Annotated in this window: 28 protein-coding genes; 13 read left to right on the top strand and 15 right to left on the bottom strand. The window is 71.0% G+C overall.

From position 1 onward, the window contains the following. Positions 1-134: 134 nt before the first annotated feature. A complete protein-coding gene (locus CSIV_RS13845) occupies positions 135-1,139 on the top strand; it encodes a LacI family DNA-binding transcriptional regulator (RefSeq protein ID WP_077051951.1) in 1,005 nt (334 codons plus the stop codon). Positions 1,140-1,283: 144 nt separating this feature from the next. Here CSIV_RS13845 and CSIV_RS13840 read toward each other — a convergent pair whose 3' ends face one another. Further along, entirely contained in the window at positions 1,284-2,042 is a 759-nt protein-coding gene (locus tag CSIV_RS13840) for an SDR family NAD(P)-dependent oxidoreductase (RefSeq protein WP_077051950.1), read from the bottom strand. 74 nt (positions 2,043-2,116) lie between these two features. On the opposite strand from CSIV_RS13840, the gene CSIV_RS13835 reads away from it, so the two are divergent. Continuing rightward, a complete protein-coding gene (locus tag CSIV_RS13835) occupies positions 2,117-2,683 on the top strand; it encodes a TetR family transcriptional regulator (RefSeq protein ID WP_077051949.1) in 567 nt (188 codons plus the stop codon). Between the two features lie 15 nt (positions 2,684-2,698). Here CSIV_RS13835 and CSIV_RS13830 read toward each other — a convergent pair whose 3' ends face one another. From CSIV_RS13830 to CSIV_RS13810, 5 genes are all read right to left on the bottom strand, one after another. Continuing rightward, positions 2,699-3,163, bottom strand: coding sequence for a SixA phosphatase family protein (locus CSIV_RS13830; protein ID WP_077051948.1), 465 nt, complete (start codon positions 3,161-3,163; stop codon positions 2,699-2,701). 145 nt (positions 3,164-3,308) lie between these two features. Next, complete coding sequence (locus tag CSIV_RS13825; protein WP_077051947.1) at positions 3,309-3,659, bottom strand: gamma-glutamylcyclotransferase family protein; 351 nt, start codon at positions 3,657-3,659, stop codon at positions 3,309-3,311. Between the two features lie 60 nt (positions 3,660-3,719). Next, entirely contained in the window at positions 3,720-4,994 is a 1,275-nt protein-coding gene (locus CSIV_RS13820; protein ID WP_077051946.1) for a DUF445 domain-containing protein, read from the bottom strand. Continuing rightward, complete coding sequence (locus CSIV_RS13815) at positions 4,994-6,157, bottom strand: acyl-CoA dehydrogenase family protein (protein ID WP_139340712.1); 1,164 nt, start codon at positions 6,155-6,157, stop codon at positions 4,994-4,996. The genes CSIV_RS13820 and CSIV_RS13815 overlap by 1 nt, the downstream gene beginning before the upstream one ends. Before the next feature lie 45 nt (positions 6,158-6,202). After that, a complete protein-coding gene (locus CSIV_RS13810; protein ID WP_077051944.1) occupies positions 6,203-6,955 on the bottom strand; it encodes an alpha/beta fold hydrolase in 753 nt (250 codons plus the stop codon). Between the two features lie 66 nt (positions 6,956-7,021). Between CSIV_RS13810 and CSIV_RS13805 the strand changes: the two genes are divergently transcribed. Beyond that, positions 7,022-7,426, top strand: coding sequence for a pilus assembly protein CpaE (locus CSIV_RS13805; protein ID WP_077051943.1), 405 nt, complete (start codon positions 7,022-7,024; stop codon positions 7,424-7,426). A 70-nt stretch (positions 7,427-7,496) separates the two neighbouring features. Here the strand turns inward: CSIV_RS13805 and CSIV_RS13800 are convergent, their stop codons facing one another. Then, positions 7,497-8,702 carry an MFS transporter gene (locus CSIV_RS13800; protein WP_077051942.1) on the bottom strand — a complete coding sequence of 402 codons (1,206 nt, stop codon included), beginning with the start codon at positions 8,700-8,702 and terminating at the stop codon, positions 7,497-7,499. A 385-nt stretch (positions 8,703-9,087) separates the two neighbouring features. Here CSIV_RS13800 and nrdH point away from each other — a divergent pair, with 385 nt between their 5' ends. Genes nrdH through nrdF form a run of 4 tightly spaced genes read left to right on the top strand, consistent with a single transcriptional unit; the run spans position 9,088 to position 12,932 of the window. Further along, entirely contained in the window at positions 9,088-9,321 is a 234-nt protein-coding gene (gene nrdH / locus CSIV_RS13795; protein ID WP_022878810.1) for a glutaredoxin-like protein NrdH, read from the top strand. Between the two features lie 25 nt (positions 9,322-9,346). Next, on the top strand, positions 9,347-9,781 hold the full coding sequence (gene nrdI / locus CSIV_RS13790; RefSeq protein ID WP_077051941.1) for a class Ib ribonucleoside-diphosphate reductase assembly flavoprotein NrdI: 435 nt from the start codon (positions 9,347-9,349) through the stop codon (positions 9,779-9,781). An 11-nt stretch (positions 9,782-9,792) separates the two neighbouring features. Beyond that, complete coding sequence (nrdE, locus tag CSIV_RS13785) at positions 9,793-11,925, top strand: class 1b ribonucleoside-diphosphate reductase subunit alpha (protein WP_175627644.1); 2,133 nt, start codon at positions 9,793-9,795, stop codon at positions 11,923-11,925. Between the two features lie 32 nt (positions 11,926-11,957). Continuing rightward, positions 11,958-12,932 carry a class 1b ribonucleoside-diphosphate reductase subunit beta gene (gene nrdF / locus CSIV_RS13780; RefSeq protein ID WP_077051939.1) on the top strand — a complete coding sequence of 325 codons (975 nt, stop codon included), beginning with the start codon at positions 11,958-11,960 and terminating at the stop codon, positions 12,930-12,932. Between the two features lie 61 nt (positions 12,933-12,993). Here nrdF and CSIV_RS13775 read toward each other — a convergent pair whose 3' ends face one another. From CSIV_RS13775 to CSIV_RS13760, 4 genes are all read right to left on the bottom strand, one after another. After that, positions 12,994-13,170, bottom strand: coding sequence for a YegP family protein (locus CSIV_RS13775; RefSeq protein WP_077051938.1), 177 nt, complete (start codon positions 13,168-13,170; stop codon positions 12,994-12,996). A gap of 74 nt (positions 13,171-13,244) precedes the next feature. Next, entirely contained in the window at positions 13,245-14,171 is a 927-nt protein-coding gene (locus CSIV_RS13770; protein WP_077051937.1) for a nucleoside hydrolase, read from the bottom strand. Further along, entirely contained in the window at positions 14,168-15,013 is an 846-nt protein-coding gene (locus CSIV_RS13765) for a ribokinase (RefSeq protein ID WP_077051936.1), read from the bottom strand. Before CSIV_RS13765 ends, CSIV_RS13770 begins: the two co-directional genes overlap by 4 nt. 17 nt (positions 15,014-15,030) lie before the next feature. Beyond that, a complete protein-coding gene (locus CSIV_RS13760) occupies positions 15,031-16,053 on the bottom strand; it encodes an FUSC family protein (RefSeq protein WP_077051935.1) in 1,023 nt (340 codons plus the stop codon). Between the two features lie 283 nt (positions 16,054-16,336). Here CSIV_RS13760 and CSIV_RS13755 point away from each other — a divergent pair, with 283 nt between their 5' ends. After that, positions 16,337-16,801 carry a DUF3817 domain-containing protein gene (locus tag CSIV_RS13755; protein ID WP_077051934.1) on the top strand — a complete coding sequence of 155 codons (465 nt, stop codon included), beginning with the start codon at positions 16,337-16,339 and terminating at the stop codon, positions 16,799-16,801. A gap of 365 nt (positions 16,802-17,166) precedes the next feature. Here CSIV_RS13755 and CSIV_RS13750 read toward each other — a convergent pair whose 3' ends face one another. Genes CSIV_RS13750 through CSIV_RS13745 form a run of 3 tightly spaced genes read right to left on the bottom strand, consistent with a single transcriptional unit; the run spans position 17,167 to position 19,227 of the window. Further along, the gene (locus tag CSIV_RS13750; protein WP_077051933.1) at positions 17,167-18,288 is read right to left on the bottom strand and encodes a class I SAM-dependent methyltransferase; all 1,122 of its coding nucleotides are present in this window, start codon (positions 18,286-18,288) and stop codon (positions 17,167-17,169) included. Continuing rightward, entirely contained in the window at positions 18,288-18,437 is a 150-nt protein-coding gene (locus CSIV_RS18445; protein WP_175627619.1) for a hypothetical protein, read from the bottom strand. The genes CSIV_RS13750 and CSIV_RS18445 overlap by 1 nt, the downstream gene beginning before the upstream one ends. A gap of 25 nt (positions 18,438-18,462) precedes the next feature. Next, positions 18,463-19,227, bottom strand: a complete 765-nt coding sequence (locus CSIV_RS13745; protein ID WP_077051932.1) for an EI24 domain-containing protein — start codon at positions 19,225-19,227, stop codon at positions 18,463-18,465. A 57-nt stretch (positions 19,228-19,284) separates the two neighbouring features. Between CSIV_RS13745 and CSIV_RS13740 the strand changes: the two genes are divergently transcribed. The 5 genes from CSIV_RS13740 (at position 19,285) to CSIV_RS13720 (ending at position 25,037) form a co-directional block, all read left to right on the top strand. Continuing rightward, positions 19,285-20,118, top strand: coding sequence for a hypothetical protein (locus CSIV_RS13740; protein WP_077051931.1), 834 nt, complete (start codon positions 19,285-19,287; stop codon positions 20,116-20,118). Between the two features lie 107 nt (positions 20,119-20,225). Then, entirely contained in the window at positions 20,226-22,754 is a 2,529-nt protein-coding gene (locus CSIV_RS13735) for an ATP-dependent Clp protease ATP-binding subunit (RefSeq protein WP_077051930.1), read from the top strand. 193 nt (positions 22,755-22,947) lie between these two features. Continuing rightward, positions 22,948-23,829, top strand: coding sequence for an LLM class flavin-dependent oxidoreductase (locus CSIV_RS13730; protein ID WP_077051929.1), 882 nt, complete (start codon positions 22,948-22,950; stop codon positions 23,827-23,829). Further along, positions 23,826-24,593: an LLM class flavin-dependent oxidoreductase gene (locus tag CSIV_RS13725; RefSeq protein ID WP_077051928.1), complete on the top strand. Its 768-nt coding sequence runs from the start codon at positions 23,826-23,828 to the stop codon at positions 24,591-24,593. Before CSIV_RS13730 ends, CSIV_RS13725 begins: the two co-directional genes overlap by 4 nt. Before the next feature lie 39 nt (positions 24,594-24,632). Next, a complete protein-coding gene (locus tag CSIV_RS13720) occupies positions 24,633-25,037 on the top strand; it encodes a DoxX family protein (protein WP_077051927.1) in 405 nt (134 codons plus the stop codon). Positions 25,038-25,144: 107 nt separating this feature from the next. Here CSIV_RS13720 and CSIV_RS13715 read toward each other — a convergent pair whose 3' ends face one another. Further along, positions 25,145-26,788, bottom strand: coding sequence for a RecQ family ATP-dependent DNA helicase (locus tag CSIV_RS13715; RefSeq protein WP_077051926.1), 1,644 nt, complete (start codon positions 26,786-26,788; stop codon positions 25,145-25,147). Positions 26,789-26,831: the final 43 nt, after the last annotated feature.

The following is a 26,831-nucleotide window of genomic DNA, read 5'->3' as shown; positions in this document are numbered from 1 at the left end:
CCCTCCGCATGTGATCGGAGGGTCGGTAGTTTGAACGTTCAAACTCCGGTCCGACTAAAGTACGGAGCGGCGGGCCGCGCTGTCAAGCCGTCGCGCCGGACCTACGATGACCGTCGAGACACCGGGAGGACGGGATGACGAAAGCCCCCACCGTCGAAGACGTCGCGCGGGTCGCGGGGGTCTCGCGGCAGACGGTGTCGAACGTCGTGAACACGCCGGCGATCGTGCGCGAAGCCACGCGGATCCGCGTGGAGGCGGCCATCGCCGAACTGGGTTACCGCCCGCACGCGGCCGCGAGGCGCCTGCGCACGCGTCGGAGCTCGACCATCGGCATCCACCTGGATCCGTACGCCGGCGGCATCGCGGGCGTCGTGCTCGACCGCTTCGTCCACGCCCTCACCGAGCGCGCGAGCGAGCGCGACATGCGGGTCCTCCTCTATGCCGCGCGCACCGCGGAGGAGGAGATCGACCGCCTCGGCGACCTGCTCGAGGGCGGAGAAGTGGATGCCGTCGTCGTCACCGGCACTTTCCACGGGGATCCTCGCACCGGCTGGCTCAACGAGCGGGGACTGCCCTTCGTGTCGTTCGGGCGCCCGTGGGGCGAGGACGACGTCGCCGCCCCCGCGCACCTCTGGGTCGACGTCGACGGCGCCGCCGGAACGCTCGCGGCCACGGAGCACCTGCGCGCCGGGGGTGCCCGGCGAGTGGCGTTCCTGGGGTGGCCGCGCGGCTCCGGCACGGGCGATGAGCGCGAGCGCGGCTGGCGCGAGAGCGTCGGGGCGGCCGCGGGTCCGCGGTGGGTCGTGGAGGACAACGTCGCCCTCGCGCGCGACGTCGTCGCCGAGGGTCTCGCGCTCGACCCGGACGTGGACGGGATCGTCTGCGCGAGCGACTCGCTCGCGATCGGCGCGCACCTGGCCACGACCGTCGCCGGGCGAGCGGACATCCCCGTCATCGGCTTCGACAACACCCCCGCCGCCGAGGCGCTCGGGCTCTCGAGTGTCGAGCAGCTGCCCGAGCGCGTGGCATCCGGTGCCCTCGACCTGCTGATGGGCGAGGAGGGCACGGTCGTGGCTCCGCGCCCCGCGACGGCGGGTGCGGCTCACGTGCTCGTGGAACCGCGCCTCGTCGTGCGCTGAGCGACGCGCTGAGGCGCGTGGGCCGGGGTGGGCAGGCGCGTGCGGCGGCCGGCGTGCGCCGGCCGCGATGCTTCAGTGTCCAAGACACGCCGATGCGCGGCGCGGCTATCGGCGTGTCTTGGACACTCGACCCGGGTGGGGGTGTCAGATCGCGGACCAGCCGCCGTCGCTCGGGAGGATCGCGCCGTTGACGTTCGTGGAATCGTCGCTCAGCAGCCAGGTGATCGCGGCGGCGAGCTGCTCGGCCTGCGCTACGGGAGGCACGATCGTCTGGAGGATCGGCCCGATCCGGGATCCGGCGTAGGCGCTGCGCATCGGCGCCTCGATGTTCGTCGCGACCGCGCCGGGTGCCACGGCGTTCGCGCGGATCCCCTGCGGTCCGTGGAAGAACGCGACGCTCTTGGTGAAGCCGATCACGGCGTGCTTGGACGAGGTGTAGGCGGTGCCCGCCGCCGAGCCGCGCAGCCCCGCCTCGGACGACACGGTGACGATGGCGCCCGCCCCCGCCTCGATCATGCGGGGGAGGACGGCGCGGGTCAGGCGCATCGGAGCGGTGAGGTTGACCGCGAACACACGGTCCCACGTCGCGTCGTCGACTTCGCTGGGCGGCAGGAACCCGTCCATGATCCCGGCGATGTTGGCGAGCCCGTCGATGCGGTCGCCCGCGGCAGCCAGGAGGGAGTCGATCGTTTCCGCGGAGGAAACGTCGCCCGCGACCGTGGCGACGTCCAGGCCCGCGAGTTCCGTGGTCAGGGCGTCGAGGCGCTCTTCGACGACGTCGGTGGCGACGACTCGCCCGCCCTCGTGCGCGATCCGATGAGCCGTGGCGCGTCCGATGCCCGATCCCGCTCCGGTGACGATGATGGTCTTGCCGGCGAAACGTCCGGTGGATGACGGTGACATGAGAACTCCTCCTCGAGATCGGATGGCGCGAGGCGCGTCAGCACCGTTATAGCACTGAGTGCCGAAAGGATGCCATGCCCTCTTCCCTCGGTCGACCGCGCACGATCTCCCCGGATGCCGTCTCGCTCGTCGCCCTGCGACTGTTCGATGAGAAGGGCTTCGACGCGGTGTCGATGGACGATGTCGCGCGCGAGGCGGACGTCAGCCGGCGCTCCCTGTTCCGGCTCTTTCCGAGCAAGCCCTCGCTGGTCTGGGGCGGTCTCGACGAGTTCGTCGCGCGCTTCCGGGCGGCGCTCGAGACCGACGACGACGGGGATGCCGTGCGGGCCCTCCAGTCCGCCTACGTCGTCGCCTCGGCGTTCCCCGACGAACAGATCGAGGTCACCCGCCGTCGCCTGCGGGTCATCCGCGCCACCCCGGCGCTCGATCTGCGCGCGGATCCTCGATTGACGGCGGTGACCGATGAGACCCGCCGATTCCTCGTCAGCCGCGATCCCGAAGCCGACGAGCTCGCGGCCGTCGTGCGCGCCCACGCGCTCGCCGCCGTCGCGAGCGCGGCTCTCACCTGGTGGGCGGAACACGACGACGGCCGACCGGAGGACGTCCTGGCGCGGGCTTTCGGAGTCTCGGGCGCGGTCTGACGGCCCGAGCTCGTCTCAGGGGGTGAGCAGTTCGAACTCGTCGGGCGCGGTCGACCCGACGTCGCTCCAGTCGCCCTCGTGCCACGTGAAGATCGCCACGGCCGACGTGACCATCCGCACGTCGCGATCGGCGAGTCGCGACACCAGTTCGCTCATGCCGGGGTCGTGCGCCACGAGCATGACCTCGTGCGCCTCGCTGGCACGGGCGGCATCCAGAAGGGCGTCGGGTTCGGCGAGGTAGAGCTCGGGCCGCTCGGTCACCTCGACCTCGAACTCCTCGGCGAACGCGTCCGCGGTGCTGCGGGCGCGCACCGCGGTGCTCGAGAGGAGCACCTCTGGGCGCACGCCGCGGCGCAGGACCGACCGGGCCATGGCCGGCGCGTCCCGTCGGCCGCGATCGTTGAGCGGACGGTCGTGGTCGTCGAGCCCCTCATCGGCCCAGTCCGATTTGGCGTGCCGGGCCAGGATCAGTTGGATCATCGTTTCTCCGCTTCGCTGCCAGGGAGGAGTCGGACGCGGAGCGCGCTTGGCGCGGGGTGAAGCCGTCATCCGAGATGAGGATATCCAGGTGGGGCCCGCGAGAAGAGGGCTGACGTCGACGGCGTGTCCCGCGCGGCGGGCGGCGTCAGTGGCCGACGTACACCCACGCCCGGATGCCGCTGGCCAGCTGCACCGACACGCGGCGGTACAGCGACACCTCGTACTCGTCCGCGGCATCCAGTTCTTCGGGGGTGAGGGCGAGCACCCGACCGAACACGCGGTCGCGGGGGTCGTCGGTCCGGCGGAGGATCGGATGGGAGTCCAACCCCGAGAGCTGGGCGACTCGGTCGTCGTCGATCTCCACCCACTCCAGCCGGTACCCGGGCAGCACGTCGTCCTCTCCGGAGAGGAGGCGGCCGAACGTGTCCAGCTGCACCTCGGGCAGCTGGAGCGTGCCGTACACGAAGAGGGACTCCGTCCCCGAACCGAAGCTCACGCGCTCAGGGTACCGACCGGTGCGCGGCCGCGGCAGGAGGTTTCGTTCCGCGTCTGCGCGTCAGGACCCCCAGGCGAGGTGCGCGATCGTGAAGATGGCGAGACCCGCGAGAGCGCCCACGACCGTGCCGTTGAGCCGGATGTACTGCAGGTCGCGGCCGACCATGAGCTCGATCTTCTCGGTCGTCTCGGCGGCATCCCACCGCTCGACCGTGTCGGTGATGATCGAGGCGATGTCGTGCCGGTAGCGCTCGACGAGGAACACCGCGGCGTCGGTGACCCAGCCGTCCACCCGGCGTTGCAGCGACTCCTCGTTCTGCAGCCGCACGCCGACGTCGGCGAGGGCGGCCGCCGCGCGTCGGCGCAGGGCGCTCTCGGGATCGGCGAGCGAGCGCAGGAGGCCGGTCTTCGCGGTGTTCCACGCGTCGGCGGCGAGGCCGCGGACGCGGGGGCTGTCGAACACCGAGGCCTTCGCCTCCTCCAGGCGCGTCCTCGTCGCCGGGTCGTGCTGGAGGTTGTCGGCGAGTCGCGCCAGGTACTGGTCGATCGCGATGCGCGCCTGGTGGCGCGGGTCTGCGCGGACGGCATCCACGAACCCGACGGCTTCGCGGTAGACGGTGTCGTCGACGAGGCGGTGGGCGAGGCTCGGCACCCACGAGGGGAGGCGTCGCGAGACGAGCCCCTGGAACGTCTCCCGGTTGTTGCCGAGCCACACCGCGATGTTGTCCAGCGCCAGGTCGACCGCGCCGTGGTGCGCATCGGCGGCGACGACGCGCTCGAGCCAGCCGCCCACCGACGGACCCCAGTCGGGCTCCAGCAGGTGCTCGCGCGCGAGGTCTTCGATGAGGCCCTGCACGTCGTCGTCGCTGAGCGCGCGCAGCACGCTCGTGGCGAGGGCGGCGCCCTCGGCGGCGAGCCGTTCGGCGTGCGCGGGGTCGGCGAGCCACGCGCCGGCGCGGGCGGCGAGCGGGGTGGCCTCGAGCTTCGTGCGCACGACGTGGCCCTCGAGGAAGTTGGTCTCGACGAACTCCCCGAGCTGCTGCCCGATCTCGTCCTTGCGTCGCGGGATGATCGCCGTGTGCGGGATCGGCAGCCCGAGCGGCCGCCGGAACAGGGCGGTCACGGCGAACCAGTCCGCGAGCGCGCCGACCATGCCGCCCTCGGCCGCGGCACGGACGTACTGCAGCCACTCGACGTCGCGCTGGAACGCGAACGCCACGGCGAACACGACCGCCATGGCCAGGAGTGCCCCGAGCGCCACGCCCTTCATGCGGCGCAACGCCCGCCGGCGTTCCTGATCGGCGGGGCTCAGCAGCGCCGTCGGGGTGCGGGCCATCACGCGTCGACCGGCCCGAGCCAGGCGGTGGCGAGCGCGGAGTGGGCGGATTCGGGGTCGGACGGGTGGAACTGTCCGGCCAGCACGTCGCGGTACAGGCGGCTGAGTTCTGTGGTCGCGAAGTACGACGACCCGCCGCCCACCAGCATGGCGTCGTCGACCACGCTCTTCGCTGCGGTGACCGCGCGGTGCTTGAGTCCGGCGAGCAGCGAGAACCATCGGGCGCCGTGGTCGACGCGCGCGTCGACGTCGTCGCTCAGCGCCGCGATCTGCGGGGGCAGGGCGTCGTACGCGAGAGCCATGTCGGCGATGCGCCAGCGGATGTCGGGGTCGGCCGCGTAGCTCGCCCCCGTCTTCTTGGATCGGCGCGCCCGCGCCGTGTCGACCGCGAGGTCGAGCGCCCGTCGCGCGATGCCCGTGTACACCGAGGCCAGGAGGATCTCGAACACCGCGAAGATGCCGAAGACGAGCGGGTCGGGCTGAGGGCCCGGGTCGAGACGTCGCACGACGCGGTCGGGCCGGGCGTGGGCACCGTGCAGTTCGGTGGTGCGGCTCTGCGTGCCGCGCATGCCCATCGTGTTCCAGTCGTCGCGGGAGACGATGCTCTCGTCTCGGTCGAGGAACGCGAACACCATCTTGGGTGCGTCGGGGGAGGTCGTGTCGAGCCCGTGCACACCGAGGTGATCCCACACCGGCGAGAGCGACGTGAAGATCTTGGTGCCCGTGAACCGGTACCCGCCGTCGCCGTCGGGTGCGGCCTCGGTGTCGCTGCCGAACAGCACGAGGTCGTTGCCGGCCTCGCTGATGCCGAAGGCGAACACCTCGCCCTCGGCGGCCCCGCGCAGCACGAACTCGAGGTCGTCGAGGCCCCGGTCGCGCAGAACCTTCGCGACACCGGTCCACACCAGGTGCATGTTCACCGCGAGCGCGGTGGCGGGGGCGGCCCCGGCGAGCCGCTGCTGCAGCACCGCGGCCTCGGCGAGCGACAGGCCCGCTCCGCCGAGCTCTTCGGGGGCCAGGATGCCGAGGTACCCGGCGGCGCGCAGATCGTCGAGGTCGTCGTGCGGGAACGTGTTGTCGCGGTCGTGCACCGGCGCGCGTTCGCGAAGTCGGGCGAGCAGGTCGTCGGGGAGGAACCGAACGGGGTCGAACGCGGAGGCCATGGCATCCATTCTGGTCCTCCGGCCCGACATCGCGGCCGTGGGACGTCAGCCGAGCGCGGCGAGGAGAGCCGCGACGGTCTCGTCGGGGCGATCGCGGTGCGGGGAGTGCCCGGCACCCGTCACGACCGACATGGTCACGACGGGGTTCTGCAGCACCTCGTCGGCGAGGGGGCCGGTGAAGATCGAGTGGACGGCGGGGTCGGCACCGATCACGTGGGTGGGGACGGTGAGGGCCGCCGCGGCCGTGCGGGCGTCCCAGGTCGTGTTCTGCAGGCTCGTCTGCTCGATCGCCCACCGGCTGGCCCGCCGGGTCGCCCGCGCCTTGAGTTCGATGTCGGCGGGATGCCAGTCGGGGTGCTGCGCCCGGACGGCGGTGACGGTCGGGTCGGCGAACGCCTGCTCTTGGCTCGCCCGCACGATGTCGCGGTCGCGGTCAGCGAGCAGGATCGCCGGATCGATGAGCACCAGTCGCCGCGTCCAGTCCGGGTCGGCGGCTGCGGCCAGGGTCGCCGCGGCACCGCCGAGCGAGTGGCCGACGACCGCGTCCCACGCGCCGCCGTGGTCGGGGCGCGTCGCTGCCAGGTCGGCGCCGTACGCCGCGAGCGTGTAGTCCAGGGCCCGCGGAGCGTCGCCGTGACCGCGGAGGTCGACGGCGACGGCGTGCCGGCCCGCGTCGGCGAGCGCCGTCCCGAAGCGCCACATGAGCGCGCCGTCGGACCCGAGTCCGTGGGCCAGGAGCACGGCGGGGCGGTCGACATCGCCCCACGAGAGGCGGGGGAGGGTCACGGGAGCAGGCATGGCATCCATTCTGTCGGCTGCGTCGCCGTGCCCCTGCGCGCCCCGCGCGCCCCCAGAATGGATGCCATGATCTCCACCGAGATGGCCCTGGCTCTGCGCGAGGCCGGGTTGGTGTGGCATCCGCGCTCGGGCGATCGGTTCCAGTTGAATGAGCCGGAGTTCGAGGCGGACATCTTCACCGTGAGCGAGATGACGGTGGAGCCGCGGGAGTACCCGACGGGGCGGATCCTGGCGTTCAACGGCACGACCGAGTGGGCGCTGGACTCCGTGGCGACCGAGGATGCACTGTGGCTGCCGTCCGAGGCGCAGCTGCGCGAGATGCTGAGGTCATCGTTCCGGTCACTGCGGCGCCTGTCCGACACGCACGAGGTCGAGATCTCGGTGGGCGGGTCGACGCTTGTCTTCGATCACCCCGAGCCCGCCGACGCCTACGCGCTCGCCGTGCTGGAGCTGCTGCGCCGGTTGCACTGACGCGTCGTACGCATCCTGCGTCGGCGCGCTCTGACGCGTCGTGCCCGGCGCGCCGCGTGCGGGGCGAGCGTCAGGTGATCGTGTGCACCGGTTCGGTGTCGGGGATCGGGCTCGCGTCGCGATGGCGCAGGTCGGGGAAGCCGCGGACGAACAGCACCGACACCACGAGTCCTGTGGCGGCGAATCCGGCGGCGGCGATGTACGCGCCCTGCGGCCCGACGCCGTCGACCAGGAATCCCGCGACGGCGGAACCGGCCGCCGCGCCGATCAGCTGCCCCGTGCCGATCCAGCCGTAGGCCTCGGCGGTCTCGCTGAAGCGCACGCTGGCCGAGGTCATGGCGAACATCACGGCCAGGGCAGGGGCGATGCCGGCGCCGGCGACGAGGAGCGTCGCCCCCAGCCACCACGCGTTGAGCGACACGATCGTGAGGGTGAGGCCGACCGTGACGATCGCGAAGCGCCGCGCCATGGCCCACCGGCCGATGGGGATGTGCCCGAAGGAGAGGCCACCCGCGAGACTGCCGACGGCGAAGACCGCGAGGATGAGGCCCGCCTCGAGACCGCCGTGGTTGAAGGTCGCGACGACGCCCGCCTCCACCGCCGCGCACGCGCCGACCAACAGGAAACCGGTCGCCGTGGCGAGGATCACCGGCGGCTTGCGGAGCACCGTGCCGAGGGCACGGCGGCTCCGCGGGATGCGGACGCGGCCCACCTCGGGACTGAGGATGAACCACGCACCGCCGCCGAGGAGGATCACGACGATCAGCAGCAGCGCCGGGACGGTGCCCACCTGGGTGCCCACGAGCGTGATGATCACGGGCGCGAGCACCCAGATGATCTCCTGCAGCGACGCGTCGAGCGAGTAGAGCGGGGTCAGCTGCGACGACGGGACCATCTTGGGGTAGATGGTGCGGACGGCCGACTGCACCGGGGGAGTGGAGAGTCCGCCGATCAGGCCGAGGGCCATGTACACCGGGAGCGGCACGACGAGCAGTGCCATCGCGGCGATCGCGGCCGCGCAGAAGACGAGCGTGACCGTGAGGACGCGGCGCATGCCCCAGCGGCCCATCCACCGGCTCGTGACCGGCCCGGCGACCGCCTGGCCGACGCTCGTCGCGGCGAGCACGAGACCCGCGGCGCCGTAGGAGCCGGTGACGTGCTCGATGTGCAGGAGCACGGCGAGGCTGATCATGCCGTTGGGGAAGCGAGCCGTCAGCTGAGCGGCGATGATGCGCCCCACGCCCGGGGTTCTGAGGAGTACGCGGTAGCCGGCCACTGCACCACGGTACCGGGTGCCTCCGACACGGCGAGCGGGCGATGCGATCCACCTGCGAGCGACACGCCGCGACACGCCGAAGTGAGATATCCACCCCCTGTGCGATGTCGGAACCCCCGTCTAGCGTCCGAGCTGTGGATGGATGCCGGAAGGAGGCGCGAGATCCGCGGAACGACGGGCGTCGACGAGGTCGAAATCGGTGCGTTCCCTGTGGATGAAATGGTGGACAACCTGTGTTGTACATGGGGAGAGCGGTGGAAAATCACATCCGTGTAACTACTACCCCTTGTGGTTCCCCCCGATGTCCGTCCCCATATGTAGTATTGAGCTCCCGGCCCGCCCCGAGCGACCGGACGAAGATTTTCCAGGGGAGAGAGAGAACGAAATGGCGATCACGGTCTACACCAAGCCTTCCTGCGTCCAGTGCAACGCGACGTACCGCGCACTCGACTCGAAGGGCATCGAGTACAACGTGCTCGACGTCACCGAAGACCCCGCGGCCCTCGAGCAGGTCAAGTCGCTGGGCTACCTGCAGGCCCCCGTCGTCATCACCGACGAGGACCACTGGTCGGGCTTCCGTCCCGACAAGATCGACGAGCTGGCTTCGCGCCTGGCCTGATCCCCGACGGGCTCAGAGGGTTCTCATGAGCGCTGTCCTGTCGGAGACCGAGGCTCCGCTGCTCGTCTACTTCTCGAGCGTGTCGGGCAACACCGCACGTTTCATCGAGAAGCTCGGCAAGCGGGCACTCCGCATCCCCCTGCGACCGACCGACCCGCCGCTCCACGTCGACGAACCCTTCGTGCTGGTCACCCCCACCTACGGAGGGGGCGTGGGCCGCGGTGTCGAGAAGGGCGCCGTTCCCAAGCAAGTCATCCGCTTCCTCAATGAGGAGCGCAACCGACGTCACATCCGCGGGGTCATCTCCGCGGGCAACACCAATTTCGGCGACGCGTTCTGCCTCGCCGGAGACGTCATCAGCCGCAAGTGCTCCGTGCCGCACTTGTATCGCATCGAAGTATTCGGCACACCAGAAGACGTCGAGCACGTCACCGAAGGATTGGAACAGTGGTGGAAGTAGGGCTGAGCGACGTGGACTTCAAGACCGAGGTGCGTTTCGAGGGGCTGGATTACCACGCCTTGAACGCGATGCTGAACCTGTACGACGCCGACGGGAAGATCCAGTTCGACGCCGACAAGCGCGCTGCGCGGGAGTACTTCCTGCAGCACGTCAACCAGAACACCGTCTTCTTCCACTCCCTGAAGGAGCGTCTCGACTACCTCGTCGAGAAGGAGTACTACGAGCCCACCGTGCTCGCGAAGTACTCCATGGACTTCATCCAGGAGCTCAACGACCGTGCCTACGGGGCGAAGTTTCGCTTCGAGACCTTCCTCGGCGCGTTCAAGTACTACACGAGCTACACGCTGAAGACCTTCGACGGCAAGCGTTACCTCGAGCGCTTCGAGGACCGCGTCGTCATGACCGCCCTCGCCCTCGCCGACGGTGACCAGCGCCTCGCGGTCCAGCTCGTCGACGAGATCATCTCCGGTCGTTTCCAGCCCGCGACCCCGACGTTCCTCAACGCCGGCAAGGCCCAGCGCGGCGAGCTCGTGTCGTGCTTCCTGCTGCGCATCGAAGACAACATGGAGTCGATCGCCCGCGGCATCAACTCCGCCCTCCAGCTCTCCAAGCGCGGCGGTGGCGTCGCGCTGCTGCTGTCGAACATCCGCGAGGCGGGTGCGCCGATCAAGCAGATCGAGAACCAGTCCTCCGGCATCATCCCCGTGATGAAGCTCCTCGAAGACAGCTTCAGCTACGCCAACCAGCTCGGCGCGCGCCAGGGCGCCGGCGCGGTGTACCTCAACGCGCACCACCCCGACATCCTGCGCTTCCTCGACACCAAGCGTGAGAACGCCGACGAGAAGATCCGCATCAAGACGCTGTCGCTCGGTGTCGTCATCCCCGACGTCACATTCGAGCTCGCCAAGAACGGCGAGGACATGTACCTCTTCTCGCCGTACGACGTCGAGAAGGTCTACGGCAAGCCGTTCGGCGACATCTCGGTCACCGAGAAGTACCGCGAGATGGTCGACGACCCGCGCATCAAGAAGACGAAGATCAATGCGCGCGAGTTCTTCCAGACCCTCGCCGAGATCCAGTTCGAGTCGGGCTACCCGTACATCATGTTCGAGGACACGGTGAACAAGGCGAACCCCATCGCCGGTCGCATCAACATGTCGAACCTGTGCTCGGAGATCCTCCAGGTCAACACCCCGACCACGTACAACGAGGACCTCTCGTACGACACCATCGGCAAGGACATCAGCTGCAACCTCGGCTCGATGAACATCGCCCTGGCGATGGACGGCGGCGACCTGGGCCTCACGGTCGAGACGGCGATCCGCGCCCTCACCGCCGTCAGCGTCCAGAGTCACATCGCCTCGGTGCGCTCGATCGAAGACGGCAACGACCGTTCGCACGCCATCGGCCTCGGTCAGATGAACCTGCACGGCTACCTCGCTCGCGAGCACGTCCACTACGGCTCCGAAGAGGGCATCGACTTCACGAACATCTACTTCTACACGGTGCTCTTCCACGCGCTGCGGGCCTCGAACCGCCTCGCGATCGAGCGCGGCACGGCCTTCGACGGCTTCGAGAACTCGACCTACGCGTCGGGGGAGTTCTTCGACAAGTACACCGACCAGGTGTGGGAGCCGCAGACGGCCAAGACGAAGGAGCTCTTCGCCGGCGTGCAGATCCCCACGCAGGACGACTGGCGCGAGCTGAAGGCATCCGTCCAGCAGCACGGCATCTACAACCAGAACCTCCAGGCCGTGCCGCCGACCGGCTCGATCTCGTACATCAACAACTCGACGAGCTCGATCCACCCGATCGCGTCGAAGATCGAGATCCGCAAGGAAGGCAAGCTCGGTCGCGTCTACTACCCGGCGCCGTTCATGACGAACGACAACCTGGAGTACTACCAGGATGCCTACGAGATCGGCTACGAGAAGGTCATCGACACGTACGCCGCCGCCACGCAGCACGTGGACCAGGGCCTGTCGCTGACGCTGTTCTTCAAGGACACCGTCACCACCCGCGACATCAACAAGGCCCAGATCTACGCGTGGAAGAAGGGCATCAAGACGATCTACTACATCCGCCTCCGTCAGCTGGCGCTCGAGGGCACCGACATGACCGAGTGTGTCTCGTGCATGCTCTGATCCGCTGATCACGATTTCTTATTGAGGACACCATGGCTGAGAAGCTGCAGCTGCTGAACCACGTTCAGGCCATCAACTGGAACCGCATCCAGGACGAGAAGGACCTCGAGGTCTGGAACCGTCTCGTCAACAACTTCTGGCTGCCCGAGAAGGTGCCGCTGTCCAACGACATCCAGTCGTGGAACACGCTGACGCCCGAAGAGCAGACGCTGACGATGCGGGTCTTCACCGGCCTGACGCTGCTCGACACGATCCAGGGCACCGTGGGCGCCGTCTCGCTCATCCCCGACGCGATCACGCCCCACGAGGAGGCGGTGTACACCAACATCGCGTTCATGGAGTCGGTGCACGCCAAGAGCTACTCGTCGATCTTCTCGACGCTGTGCTCGACGAAGGAGATCGACGAGGCGTTCCGCTGGTCGACCGAGAACGAGTTCCTTCAGAAGAAGGCGCACATCGTCATGGACTACTACCGTGGCGACGACCCGCTCAAGCGCAAGGTCGCCTCCACGCTCCTGGAGTCGTTCCTGTTCTACTCGGGCTTCTACCTGCCGATGCACTGGTCGAGCCGCGCGAAGCTCACCAACACCGCCGACCTGATCCGCCTCATCATCCGTGACGAGGCCGTGCACGGCTACTACATCGGCTACAAGTTCCAGCGCGGTCTGGAGCAGGTCGACCAGGCCCGTCGCGACGAGATCAAGGACTACACGTTCTCGCTGCTGTACGAGCTGTACGACAACGAGGTGCACTACACGCAGAGCCTGTACGACTCGGTGGGCCTCAGCGAGGACGTGAAGAAGTTCCTCCACTACAACGCCAACAAGGCGCTGATGAACCTCGGCTACGAGGCGATGTTCCCGGCGTCGGTGACGAACGTGAACCCGGCGATCCTGTCGGCCCTGTCGCCCAACGCCGACGAGAACCACGACTTCTTCTCGGGGTCGGGTTCGTCGTACGTCATCGGCAAGGCCGAGGCGACCGAGGACGACGACTGGGACTTCTGATCCGGTCATGACCGAGGGCCCCGCGCGAGCGATCGCACGGGGCCCTTCGTCGTATCGACGCTCAGGTCAGATCGACCGTCTCCGAATCGGCATTCGCCTTCACCGAGGCGATGCCGTTCTGCGCAGATGCCTTCGACTCGTAGGCCTCGCTCGACGCGATGACCTGTCCGTTCGAGGCCTTCAGCCGGAAGCGGTACTTGCCCGCCTTGTCGGTGTACAGCTCGTACTTGCCTGCCATGGTTCCTCCCCCGTTGGAGTTCCTGCGAACGAGGACATCATGGCGCTGTGAGGCGGAAACGCGCAACGGTCGGCTCAGCCGGGCCACTCCCGCGCCTCGAGCCGCCCCAGCAGCACCTCCACTGCAGAGCCCTCCATGCCGCGCACCCACCGCTGCGTCGTGGACGCGCGCGATGACACGGTGCGTCCCCGCTCGCCGCCTGCGAGCCGCACCTCCACCTGCCCCGCGGCGACACTCACACCGCGCAGCACGCCCGCCGCGACCATCGCCGCCAGCGGATCGTGCAGCGCGCAGCGGCGGTCGGGGAAGACGCGGCCCTCGTAGAAGTCGAGGTAAGCCGGCAGCATCATGGCCAGCGCTCGGGGGACGGCGCCCGGGATCGCTTCGAGGCGCACGAGGTCGGTGGCATCCAGGGTCTGGGTCATCGTGACGTCGAGGGGGACGAGGGTGGTGTCCCAGTCCTGGGCGAAGACGACCGCGGCGGACTCGGGGTCGTTGTGGATGTTCGCCTCCGCCCACGCCGTCACGTTGCCCGAGTGGCCGAACGCGCCGCCCATGACGACGAGCCGATCGAACGCGGCGACGCCGGGCGTCTCGGCGTACGCGGCGAGGTTCGTGAGCGGACCGAGGGCCAGGACGGTGAGGTCCGGATACCGTGCGGCGAGGTGGTCGATGAGCTCGACGGCGGCGCGAGTATCGGGGGAGCGCTCGGCCGAGCCCCACGCGATCCCGCCGACGCCGTCCTCGCCGTGCACGTGCGGCGCGCCGCCGGCGTAGTCGCGCCCGCGGAAGTGGTGCGCCCCGACGGCGACGGGGATGTCGTGGACCCCGGCGAGATCGAACAGCGTCAGAGTGTTGGCGGCGCCGCGGGAGGCATCCGTGTTCCCGGAGACCGTCGTGACGCCCACGATCTCGACCGCGGGCTCGGCCAGCAGGTAGGCGAGGGCGAGGGCGTCGTCGATGCCGGTGTCGCAATCGACGAGGATCGGGCGGCGGCTCACCCGGACACCCCGTACGCGTCGAGGGTCTCGAGGGCGGGTTGCGACGCGTCGTCCGCGACGGCGGCAGAGCCGACCGCGCATGCCCGCGAGAGGGCGTCCGACGGGGCGTCGCCGCGCAGCAGACCGACGACCAAGGCCGCGCAGAACGCGTCGCCGGCGCCCACGGTGTTGCGGACGGTCGTCGACACCCCCGGTGCGGATGCCACGAGGTCGCCGTGCCGGTACAGCCGCGCGCCCTCGGCTCCGAGCGTCACGCACAGCAGGGGAGCGTCGTGCACCTCGGGGAGCTGGGCGTACTCCGTCTCGTTCACGATCACCAGGTCGGCCCGCTCGAGCACGCCTTCGGGGAGCGGACGAGCGGGAGCGGCGTTGAGGGCGAAGAACCCGGCGACCTCCGCGGCGGCGGAGATCACCGCATCCGACACCTCCAACTGCGCGAGGACGGCGGAACCGGGCTCGATCCCGAGGGCGTCGGCGTCGATCGCGGCGTTCGCGCCCGCGCACACGACGATCGAGTTCTCGCCGGTGGCATCCACGACGATCAGCGCGGTGCCCGTGGCGGCGTCGGACGTCTGCACGGTCGACGCGTCGACACCGACGGATGCCAGCTGCTCGCGCACACCGCGCCCGTCGAGGTCGTCGCCCACGGCGCCCACCAGGCGCACCTCGGCTCCGAGGCGCGCGGCCGCGACGGCCTGGTTCGCGCCCTTGCCGCCGGGTCCGCGCTGGAGGACCCCGTCGGCAACGGTCTCGCCGGGGCCGGGTGCACGCTGAACGCGCGCGGTGAGGTCGACGTTGATCGCGCCGACGACGGTCAGGGCGACGGGGGTGGGTCCCGGCATCCGGGTCTCCTTCGGGGTCAGGCGGTCGAGCGACGCCGCAGCGCGGCCGAGACGATCGCGACGATCGTGCCGACCGCCACGCCGATCACGGTCTCGAGCACGCGGTCGCGCAGCAACATGTCGGGCGTGGCGGGGGAGGCGAGCGAGATCATCAGGAGCGCGAGCGGTGTGATGAACACCATCGCGATGCCGTAGTTGCGGCCGACGAACAGCTCGGCGCCCACTTGCATCGCCACGGCCACGACGAGGATCGCCCACGGGGGCAGCTGCAGCGCGAGCAGGCCCGCGGCGATCAGGACGCCGACGAGGGTGCCGACGAGCCGCTGGGTTCCGCGGATGAGCCGCGCGGTCACGTGGGCGCCGCCGACCGCGGCCACCGCGCCGACCATCGCCCAGTACCAGTGCGTCCCGATGAGCAGGACGCCCGCGATCCCGGCGAGGAGCGCAGCCACTCCGACCGTCGCGGTCATCTCCCACGCGACGGCGCCGATCGGCGGGGAGGTGCGCTTCGGGCGCCGCCACGACCCGCGTCGCGCGAGCACGAACGCCGTCGTCACGAGCAGGCTCCAGAGCACGCTGCTCACGCCGACCAGCAGCACCAAGGCGAACGTCGCGACCGTCGCCGGGAAGCTCGCGCACGCTCCCGCGGCGAACACCGTGAAGAGCGCACCGGGCGGATGCCACTGCGCCCGGTACGCGAACAGCGTCACCGCCGCGGCGAGCACGGCGACGACGACCACGCTCGCGAGCGGAGGAGCCGACACGGCCGACAGCAGCGTGCCGAGCAGCATCGAGAGCACGAGGACGCCGCCCGCGGTGGCCTGCATCCGCACACGCGTCCGCGGCGGGTCGAGGCGCCCGTACAGCGCCGCGAAGGCCCCGAACGAGGCGTAGACGCTGAGGTCCAGCCGGCCGATGAGCAGCAGCACCAGCAGGGGGACGCCGACGCTCAGGGCGGCACGGGCGGCGACGCGATGATCCCCGCGATGCGGGCCGATGCGGATGACTCCGGTCCACACGCGTCCCCGGGATTCCGCCACCCGACCAGCCTACGCGGCGGGGGCGGAGGTCAAGGCCCTGGCATCCGTCCGCCGCTGTGGTGGGGTGGAGCCATGGATGCCGACCGCGACATGCCACCTATCGATCCCGGCCCCGAGCCCGACACGTCCACCGCGGCCCAGGGCGAGAAGTCCGATCCGACGCTGGACCACGACGACGAACCGGTCGAGTGAGCGCGGGCTGCCTCGACGTCGAACAGTGCGGCGGGTCGGCGCCGGGGCGTTTCCGTAGGGTGGGAAGCCCCGCACCCGAACGAGGAGAGACGTGTTCCGCACGCCCCTGACCCTGTTTCGCACGCTCGCGATCGCCGAGGCGATCTCGTGGACCCTGCTGATCGCGGGGCTCATCCTCCGCGCCACCGCCGACCTGTCGATCGCGGTGACGATCGGGGGTGGCATCCACGGGTTCGTCTTCCTCGCGTACGGGGCGACCGCGGTGCTCGTCGCGCTGAATCAGCGTTGGGGTGTCGGGCCGGCGGCTGTCGCGATCGTCAGCGCCGTGATCCCGTACGCCACCGTGCCGACCGAGCTGTGGCTGCACCGCACCGGACGGCTTCGCGGAGCGTGGCGGCTCGACGCGGGCGACGACCCGCGCGACCAGCGGCCTCTCGACCGGTTGCTGCGGTTCTTCCTGCGGCGGCCGTGGGTGCTCGGCATCCTGATCGCGGTCGTCGTCGCGCTGATCTTCGTGGTGCTGCTGGTCGTCGGCCCGCCGGGTGGCAAGGGCTGAGGATTGTCGCGGCGGCAGTGGCTGATGCTGCCGGCTGCTGCCGGACCGTGTCCCAGTTTCGGCGGTTCTGGGCTGCGGAGACCGACGGTTTGTGGGACGCGCGCCGTCGGAAGTGGGACGAGGGGTGTCGCGGGCGCCGCTGAGGTGCTGCGGCGGTGGGACCGTGTCCCAGTTTCGGCGGTTCTGGGCTGCGGAGACCGACGGTTTGTGGGACGCGCGCCGTCGGAAGTGGGACGAGGGGTGTCGCGGGCGCCGCTGAGGTGCTGCGGCGGTGGGACCGTGTCCCAGCTTCGGCGGTTCTGGGCTGTCAATACCGACGATTTGTGGGACGCGCGCCGCCTCAAGTGGGACGAGAGGCGTGAGGGTCAGCGCCGCGTCGAGACCGTGACCGTGAACTTGCGGTCGCGCGCGACCTGACGCGTCGGGCCGACCAGGCGCTCGAGTGCGGGACGGTACTGCAGTGCGGAGTTCCACACGACCCACAGCTCTCCGCCGGGCGCGAGCACGCGCGCCGCGTCGGCGAACATCCGCGGTGCGACGCCCTCGGTGATCGCCCCTCCGGTGTGGAACGGCGGGTTCAGCGCGATGAGCGACGCGCTCGCGTCCGGCCGCGAAGCGAGCAGGTCGTCGCGCACGACCTCGACCCGGTCGGCGACCCCGTTGGCCGCGGCTGTCGCGCGGGCGGACGCCACCGCGACCGCGGACTGATCCGTGGCGATGACCCGGACCGACGGATGCCGCAGCGCCCACGCCGCGGCCACGACTCCCGTGCCGCAGGCGAAGTCGATCGCGCCGTCGACCGGGTCGGGGAGGTGGGCCAGGAGAAGACGCGTGCCGATGTCGATCGACGCACCGGCGAAGACGCCGCCGAAGGCGCGCACCTCGAGGCCGTCGACGGTCGCGGGCTCCGGCTGCGGGTCGATGCCGTCGTGCGGACCGCGGGCGACCAGCACGCGCGACTTCTGCCGCGCGTGCGTGACGTCGACGCGCGTGAAGTGCTCGCGCAGCACGTCGTTCATCGTGGGCGTCATGTACTTCAGCCGCCCGCCGGCGAACACCAGGACGTCGGGGTTCGCGTGCGCGGCGATGAGCCCGGCGATGTCGTGGAGCGCGCGCAGGGCGCGGGGGAGACGGAGCAGGACGACGCGCGCGTCGCGGACGAGCTCGGCATCCAGGTCGTGGTGCGTGAAGGTTCCGTCGAGCCCGGCGCGGTCGGCGTTGGCGGACAGGGCCTGCTCACCGGTCAGGGCGTCCTGATGGACCCGGATGCCACGCGCCCCGGCCGCGGCTGCGGCGAGGGTGAGGGCGCCGTACGCGTCGTCGATGACGACGAGCCCGCCGTCGGAAACGTCCGCCCGCGCGGCGGCGGATTCGTCGAGGATCAGGCGGTCGGCGGCATCCACCGCCACCAGATCCGGACCCTCGAGGTCGGGCCAGCGGCGCAGGTCGTCGAGAGAGAAGGGCGCCGAGGCGGCGTGGGCGGCGATTACCGGGTGCCGAAGTGGAAGGGCAGCGCCAGCGACGCGGCGACCAGCAGGATGCCGAGGGCGAAGACGAGCGCGGGGACGGCGGTCGAGAACGACAGACCGAACAGCAGCATGCCGCCGATGAACAGGATGAGCGAGACGATGAACATAGGGGATCCCTTCGGTCGCTCCAGGCTATCGTGCCGCGTCGGGCGTCCGGTGCGCCGCGGCCGGCGTCTCGCGGAGCGCCGCGTGCGTCCAGAGCGTGCTGCCGGCGACCGCGGCCGGCATCACGGCGACGGCGCCGAGCGGGACGAGGAAGCACAGCTGCGTCGCCACGCCGAAGCCGAGGGCCCGCGCGCGGTTCTCGCGCAGCACCGCCCGGCGTGCCCGGCGATCCAACCCCCGGGCGGAGAGGGCGCGGGAAGTCAGCTCGTCGGCGAGGAGCCAGCCGGTGAGCAGCACGCCGACGACGAACCCGAGGACCCCGCCGACGAAGGGGATGAGGCCGAGGAGCCACGCGGCGAGCGCCGCGAACGCGCCGCGCACGATGAGGCGCACCGCGTCTCCGGCGGCGCGCCAGAAGCCGTAGTCGGCATCCGGGACCCGGCCGGTGGCGGTGAGCTCGGTGGCGCGCCAGATGCGGTCGTAGAAGGGTTCGCCGACCGCGAGGGTGACGGCGGTGAACGACACGATCGCGAGGAACGCGGCCGCCCCGAAGGAGGCGACGGCGATCGCGGTGCGAAGGACGGTGGCCCACAGCGGATCCCAGGTGTTCGCGAAGGGTGTCCAGTCGTCCACGACCTCCCCGAGGAGGATGCCCCAGCCGACGAGCGCCGCACCGAAGACGAGGCCGACGAGGAAGCCGGGGATGAGGCCGAGCGCCATCGCGCCGGGGGAGCGGCGCCACTGGCCGAGGCCGCGGAGGAGCATCCGGGCGCCGTGGAGGAACTCGCGCATCCGGGCATTCTCGCAGAGGTCCCGGGGAACGTCGGAGGCCGCTGTCAAGATGTGCGCATGCGCATCCGCACCACCTCGACGCAGCGCACCTACCGGTACGTGCGCCTGACGATCCTCGCGGCGACGCTGCTCCTGGCCGTCGCGGTCACGGTGGAGGGGATCACGGCCGGGTCGTTGCCGTCGCTCAGCGCGGCGTATTACACCCCGGCGGGACCGATGTTCGTGGCGGGGCTCTTCGTGGTGGCGACGGCGTTCGTCGCGCTCTCGGGGCACAGCGTCGAACAGGGGCTGCTCGACGTCGCCGCGGTCCTGGCGCTCGTGATCGCGGTCGTCCCCACGACCGTGGAGGCCGAGGCGTGTGGGGAGGCCGTGCGGTGCGTCCCGCCCGCGGTCCTCCCCGCCGTGCTCAACAACGGCGTGAGCGTGGCATCCGTGGTTCTGGTCGGGGTGGTCGCGGGTGTGGTGCTGTCGATCGTGCAGGGGACGATCTCGCGCGGGGTCGCCCTCACCGCGGCGGCGGTGGGGGTCGTGGTCCTGGGGCTCGGGACGTGGGCGTTCGTCGCACCCGGAGCGTTCCTCCTCTTCGCGCACAACACCGCCGCGGTGGGCTTCTTCCTCCTCATCGGCGCGGTGGCCGCGATCGCGGCGTGGCGGCCGCAACGCGCGCCGGAGCGCTTCCGCCCCGCGTACGCGGCGGTGGCGCTCGGCATCCTGATCGCCCTCGTCGGGCTCGCGGCGACGCTCGTGCGGGCGATCGGGGGAGGGGATGTCACGCGTCCCGTGCCCTGGGTGTTCCTGGGGGAGTCGCTGGCGCTCGTGCTGTTCGCGGTCTTCTGGTTGCTGCAGACCGTGGAGCTGTGGAACGAGCCGGATCCGCGGCTTCGCGCCTAGGGAGCGCGAGCCGGGAATATCCTCGGAGCCCCTCCGTTGAACTTGATACGCAGCCACTCAAGTAAGAAACTTGAGTCGACTCCACTCACGTATCACAGGAGACGGAATTGCCCGAAGATGTCACCCCCGGCGCCGGGGACAACGGCGCCCAGTCGTTCGACGAGTTCCTCGCGCGCTACCTCGCCGGTGAGCGGGCGCGCGCCGAGCGTTCGATCGACCTCAGCCGGTTCCTGAGCGCCCGCACGCAAGAGGCGCTCCAGGACGCCGGTCGCTACGCGCTCGCCCGCGGTCAGCACGAGCTCGACGCTCTGCACGTCCTGCACGTGCTCGTCGGGCAGTCGCCCGCGCGCGAAGCCGTCGCTCGACTCGGTGCCGACCCCGCCGCGATCGCCCGCGCCGCCGAGAGCCGTCTGCCGGCCGCCGGTCCCGCCGCCGACGTCGACGGCGCCGTCGTGGCGGGATCGGTCCAGCGCGCGCTGTTCCACGCCTTCCAGGTGGCCCGGGCCGCGGGATCCACGTACGTCGACCCCGACCACCTCTTCTTCGCGCTGGTGCTGGCGCAGGACGCCCCCGCCGGTCAGATCCTCGCGCAGGCCGGCGTCACCGCCGAGGCCCTGACCCAGGGCGTGCGCGAGACCGTCGTCGGCGGCGAGCAGACCGCGGCGCGGGAGGAGACGGCATCCACGACCCCCAACCTCGACCGCTTCGGCACCGACCTCACCGCGCTCGCCGCGTCGGGGCGCCTCGACCCGGTCATCGGACGCGCCGACGAGATCGAGCAGACCATCGAGATCCTCAGCCGCCGCACGAAGAACAACCCCGTGCTGATCGGTGAGGCCGGCGTCGGCAAGACCGCCGTCGTCGAGGGGCTCGCCCGTGCCATCGTCGCCGGAGAGGTGCCTGAGCAGCTCCGCGAGACGCGCGTGGTCTCGATCGACCTGGCCGCGATGCTCGCCGGTGCCCGCTACCGCGGCGACTTCGAAGAGCGTCTGACGCAGACGATGGACGAGATCGCCGCGCAGTCCGGCGCGCTCGTCGTCTTCATCGACGAGGTCCACACGATCGTGGGCGCCGGCGCCGGGGGAGAGGGCGCGATGGATGCCGGGAACATCCTGAAGCCGCGCCTCGCCCGGGGCGAGCTGCACCTCATCGGTGCCACGACCCTGAAGGAGTACCGCACGATCGAGAAGGACCCCGCCCTCGAACGGCGCCTCCAGCCCGTGCGCGTCGGCGAGCCGTCGATCACGGATGCCGTCGAGATCCTGCGGGGTCTGCGCTCCGCGTACGAGGAGCACCACGCCGTGACGTACACGGACGCGGCCCTCCGCGCCGCGGTGGAGCTGGGCGACCGCTACCTGCCCGATCGCGTGCTGCCCGACAAGGCCATCGATCTCATCGACCAGGCCGGTGCCCGGCTGCGCCTGCGTCTCGGCGTCACCGTCGACACCACCGCACTGGTGGAGCGTCTGGCGACGCTCGAGGCCGACAAGAACGCCGCAGTCTCGGCCGAGCACTACGAGGAGGCCTCGCGCATCCGCGACGAGATCGCCGCCGTGCAGGAGCGGTTGGCGTCCGCGACGTCCGGCCCGCGGCCCGACGCGGTGGTCGACGAGCCCGAAATCGCCGCGGTGATCAGCCGGTCGACCGGCATCCCCGTGTCGCGTCTGACCGCCGGTGAGCGCGGACGTCTCGCCGAGCTCGAGACCGAGCTGCACGCCCGAGTGATCGGACAGGATGCCGCGGTCAACGCGGTCGCCAAGGCCGTGCGCCGCAACCGCACCGGGATGGGCGACGAGAACCGACCGGTCGGGTCGTTCCTGTTCCTCGGACCCACCGGTGTCGGCAAGACCGAACTGGCGAAGGCCCTGGCCGGCTCGCTGTTCGACGACGACGCAGCGGTCATCCGTTTCGACATGAGCGAGTTCGGCGAGCGCCACACCGTGTCGCGCCTCATCGGCGCCCCTCCGGGATACGTCGGCTACGACGAGGCCGGACAGCTCACCGAGCGCGTACGCCGGAACCCGTACTCGGTCGTGCTGTTCGATGAGATCGAGAAGGCCCACCCCGACGTCTTCACGCTGCTGCTGCAGGTGCTCGACGACGGACGCCTGACCGACGGCCAGGGGCGCACGGTCGACTTCCGCAACACCGTCATCGTGATGACGTCGAACCTCGGCAGCGAGTACCTGGCATCCCGTTCGGGAGCCATCGGGTTCACCACGGCCGGACGCGACTTCGCCGACGACGACCTGCGCGACCGGGTCATGGGAAAGCTCCGCGAGGCGATGCGGCCCGAGTTCCTCAACCGCATCGACGACATCGTGATGTTCCGCAAGCTCGAGAAGGCGCAGCTGCGCGACATCGTCCGGCTGTTGCTGGAGCGCACGTCGAAGCGGCTCGCGTCGCGCGAAGTCACCATCGAGGTGACGGATGCCGCCGTCGACCGGCTCGCCGACGTCGGGTACGAGCCCGAGTACGGCGCGCGGCCGCTGCGCCGGGTCATCCAGCGCGAGATCGACGACCGCATCGCCGACCTGTTCGTCGCGGGTGACCTGGCCGACGGGGGAGCGGTGACCGTGGATGCCACGGCATCCGGCTTCGTCGTGCGGGCCGCCGTGGAGGCGCTCGCGGCGTGAGGCTGGTGTCAGGCCCTCGGAACCCTCGGGTTCCGGGGGCCTTCGTCGTTTCGGAGCGGCGTGGGACGTGCACGACTCCTGCGCGCCGCTGCGGCCGGCGCCGTTTCGTCCGGCCTGACGCCGGTGCGCAGGAGGTGTGGCGGATGCCGTGGCATCCCTCCCGCATGTCGGTGGGGCACGGCAGAGTAGGGGCATGAGTCGTATCGGCACGATCTTCAGCCCCTACCCGCACCCGCCCGAGGAACTGCGCGAGGCCGCGCGGGTCGCCGAGGGCGAGGGGGTGCCCGAGCTGTGGCTGTGGGAGGACTGCTTCCGGTCGTCGGCGTGGGCCGCCGCGACCGCCGCGCTCGCCGCCACCGACCACCTGCGCGTGGGCGTGGGCATCGCGCCGTTCCCGCTGCGCAACGTGGCCGCCTCCGCGATGGAGGTCGCCACGATCGAGCGCATGTTCCCCGGGCGGCTGCTGCCCGGCTTCGGCCACGGCGTGCAGGACTGGATGCGGCAGGTCGGGGCGAAGGCCGCCTCGCCGCTGACCCTCATGCAGGAGCAGCTGCCGGCCCTCCGCGGGCTCCTGGCCGGCGACACCGTCAGCGCCGAAGGCCGGTACGTGCGGCTGCGCGACGTGGCGCTCGACTGGCCGCCGGTGGTCGCGCCCCGGGTGTACGCCGCGGCCGAGGGGCCCAAGACGCTGCACCTCGCCGGGGCGGTGGCCGACGGCGTCATCCTCGACAGCCGGCACACGGTCGATGAGATCGCCGAGGCCGTCCGCACCGTCCGCGCCGGGTGGGCCGAGGCGGGGCGCGACGGCAGTCCCGACATCGTGGCCTACGTCCTCACCGCGTTCGGGCCGGGTGCGGCCGAGCGCGTCGGCGCCGTGCTGAAAGACCGACCGGATGCCGCCGACCGGGCACTCGCGGGATCCGTCGGCGACGTCGCCGAGGGCGTCGCGCGCTTCCAGGCCGCCGGTGTCGACGACGTCGTCCTGCTGCCGACCGACGACGTCGATCTGCACGTGTTCTTCTCGGCCGTTGGACAGGTCGCCGTCGAGGTGCCCGCCGCCGGGGGCGTCTCGTGAGCCGCGGAGTCGTCTCGATCGGTCTCGCCGGCTCGCTCGGGCCCGACGCCGTCGCCGGGATCGCGCCCGCCGTCGAGGCCGCGGGGTTCCACACCCTCTGGATCAACGACACCCCCGACGGCGATGCACTCGCGGCGCTCGCCGCGGCCGCCCGCGTCACGTCGACGCTCCGCCTGGCCACGGGCGTCGTGCCCGTGGATCGTCGACCCGCCACCGAGATCGCCGAAGAGGTGGCATCCCTCGCCCTCCCGCTGGACCGGCTCACCCTCGGCATCGGCTCGGGCATGGCGAAGCAGGGTGCCCTCGCCCGCGTGCGCGAGGCGATCGGGGTGCTGCACGGGGCGGGGATCCCGCGGGTTCTCGTCGGCGCACTCGGGCCGAAGATGCGCCGTCTCGGTGCCGACGAGGCCGAGGGCGTGCTGTTGAACTGGGTGCCTCCCACCGAGGCCGCAGCCCAGGCCGAGTCGCTCGGGCCCGGAGCCTACGTCGCGGTGTACGTGCGCACGGCGATCGTCGACGCCGCCCGAGCCAGGCTCGACGCCGAGACCGCGCGGTACGCGTCGTTCCCGAACTACGCCGCGAACTTCGCGCGGATGGGCGTGGATGCCGCCGACACGACGATCCGCGATGTCACCGAGCTCGCGGGGGCGCTCGAGGCGTACACCGCCGCGGTCGACGAGGTGGTGCTGCGGGCCATCGTCCCCGACGACACCGTGGAGGCCTACATCGACTTCGTGCGGCGCACGGGGCCGACGCAGCTCTGACGCGGCCCCGTCGTTCCCGGCGGCTGGCAGACTGACCGGATGCCACGACGTCGAGGTGTCCCCGTCCGTTCCGTCGCGCGCGGTGCGCTGGCCGCCCTGCTCATCGCCGCGGGAGTCAGCCACGTGACCTGGGGGCGTCGCGGATACCGCATCGTCGTCCCGGACTGGGCGACGCGGGTGCTGCACACCGACAAGGACGCGATCGTGGTGGCATCCGGGGCGGCCGAGGTGCTGCTCGGCGTCGGACTGGTCGCCCTGCCCCGGGAACGTCGGCGCATCGGTGCCGCGGTCGCGGCGTTCTTCGTCGCCGTGTTCCCCGGCAACGTGCACCAGTGGCGCACCGGTCGTTCGGCGCCGGGCCTGAGCACCGACCGGGCGCGATTAGTACGACTGTTCCTGCAGGTGCCGCTCATCGCCTGGGCGTGGTGGTCGACGCGCGAGTGACCCCGGGCGTCGCGGGTTTGGGGCGTGATCCGCGCTTTGGGGCGGGGTATACCGCGCCCCAAAGCGCGAAATGCGCCCCAAACGGTCGCTGACCGAGCGGCGACCCGCTACGCGGCGTCGCCGAGCTCCAGGATGCCGCGGTCGAAGGCGGCGCGGGCGAGCACCTTGTAGCCGTGGTCGGGGAAGAACACCGTGAGTCGGTCGGCCTCGACAGCCATCACCGTGCCCGATCCCCACTCGTGGTGGTCGACGGTGGAGTCGACCCGGAGCTCGTCCGGCTCGGCGTCCGCGGCCGGGACGGGCGCGGCGTCGACGACGTCGCACCGATCGCATGTGCGGCAGTGCTCGGCCGCCTCGACGCCGAAGTACTCCAGCAGGGCACGCCGGCGGCAGCGGACGGTCTCCGCGTACCCGCGCATGATCTCGATGCGCGAGGCGCGGATGCGTTCCTCGGACGCGTCGCGTTCCCGCACGGCGGCCACGGCGTCCCCCGCGGAGGCGGTGGAGGTCGGGGAGATCCCGTCGGGACCGGACTCCGCCAGTCCGCTCGCGACGAGCTGCGTGAGGACGCGGCCGATCGCACGGGTCGAGCGACCGCTCTGCTCGGCGACGTCCTTCGCCCGCAGGGGGATCTCGCTTCGACGGAGCACGTCCCACACCCCGGCGATGTCGGAGCGGCGGCTGTGTCCCCCCGCGAAGAACGACCGCAGCGAGAAGTCTTCGGCGCGGTAGTGCAGCACGGCGCGCGCCGGCTGTCCGTCCCGAGCGGCGCGACCGATCTCCTGGGCGTAGGAGTCGAGCGACTCGGTGACATCGGCGTGCACGACGCACCGGACGTCGGCCTTGTCGACGCCCATCCCGAACGCGGAGGTCGCCACGACGACGTCCAGCTCGCCCGCGCTCCACGCCGCGTGCACCTCGTCGCGCCGCTTCTGCGCCATCCCTCCGTGGTACGGCGCGGCGCGCCGCCCGCGGGAAACGAGTTCGTCGGCGTACGCGTCGGTCTCCTTGCGGGTCGCGACGTAGAGGAGCGTGGGGCCTTCGGCATCCATGACCTCGTCGAGGACCGCACGACGCTTGTCGGCGTCGTGCTCGTGCCGGCGAACCGACAGGTGAATCTCCGGACGGTCCATGCCGCGCACTTCGAGATGCGGCTCGCGCATGCCCAGGCTCGCGACGATGTCGTCACGGACCGGACCGGATGCCGTCGCCGTCAGCGCCAGGACGGGAGGGTGGCCGAGGGCCTCGACGGCGTCTCCGATACGGGCGTACTCGGGGCGGAAGTCGAACCCCCAGGCCGACACGCAATGCGCTTCGTCGACGACGACCAGGCGCACGTCGGCGCGTTTCAGACGGTCGAAGACGTCGGGGTTGGCGAGCTGCTCCGGGGCGAGGAACGCGTACACCGGCTTGCCGCTCTCGATCGCGGCCCAGGCCGCTCCCCGTCCGCGCGCTCCCGTGCGCGAGTTCAGCGCGACGGCGGCGGGGGCGTCGGGTGCCGCGTCGATCGACGCGATCTGGTCGCGTTGGAGGGCGAGCAACGGCGAGATGACGACCGTGACCCCGCCGAGTTCGCATCCCGCGATCTGGTAGACCGCGGATTTCCCCGCGCCGGTGGGGAAGACGACGAGGGTGTCGCGACCGCCGACGACGGCGTCGATCGCCTCGGCCTGTCCCGGCAGCAGCGCGTCCCACCCGAAGGCCTCGCGGGCTGTGCGGGCGGACTGTTCGGCGGTGGCGGGAGCGTTCACGGGACCTCGTTCCTGGGGGAGGAGACCAGCACACGCCACGGCT

The organism is Microbacterium sp. CSI-V, from assembly GCF_001984105.1.
In the GTDB taxonomy this organism is placed as follows: Bacteria; Actinomycetota; Actinomycetes; order Actinomycetales; family Microbacteriaceae; genus Microbacterium.
The sequence above is the reverse complement of the archived record's forward strand: the minus strand, read 5'-3'. Positions and strand labels throughout refer to the sequence as shown.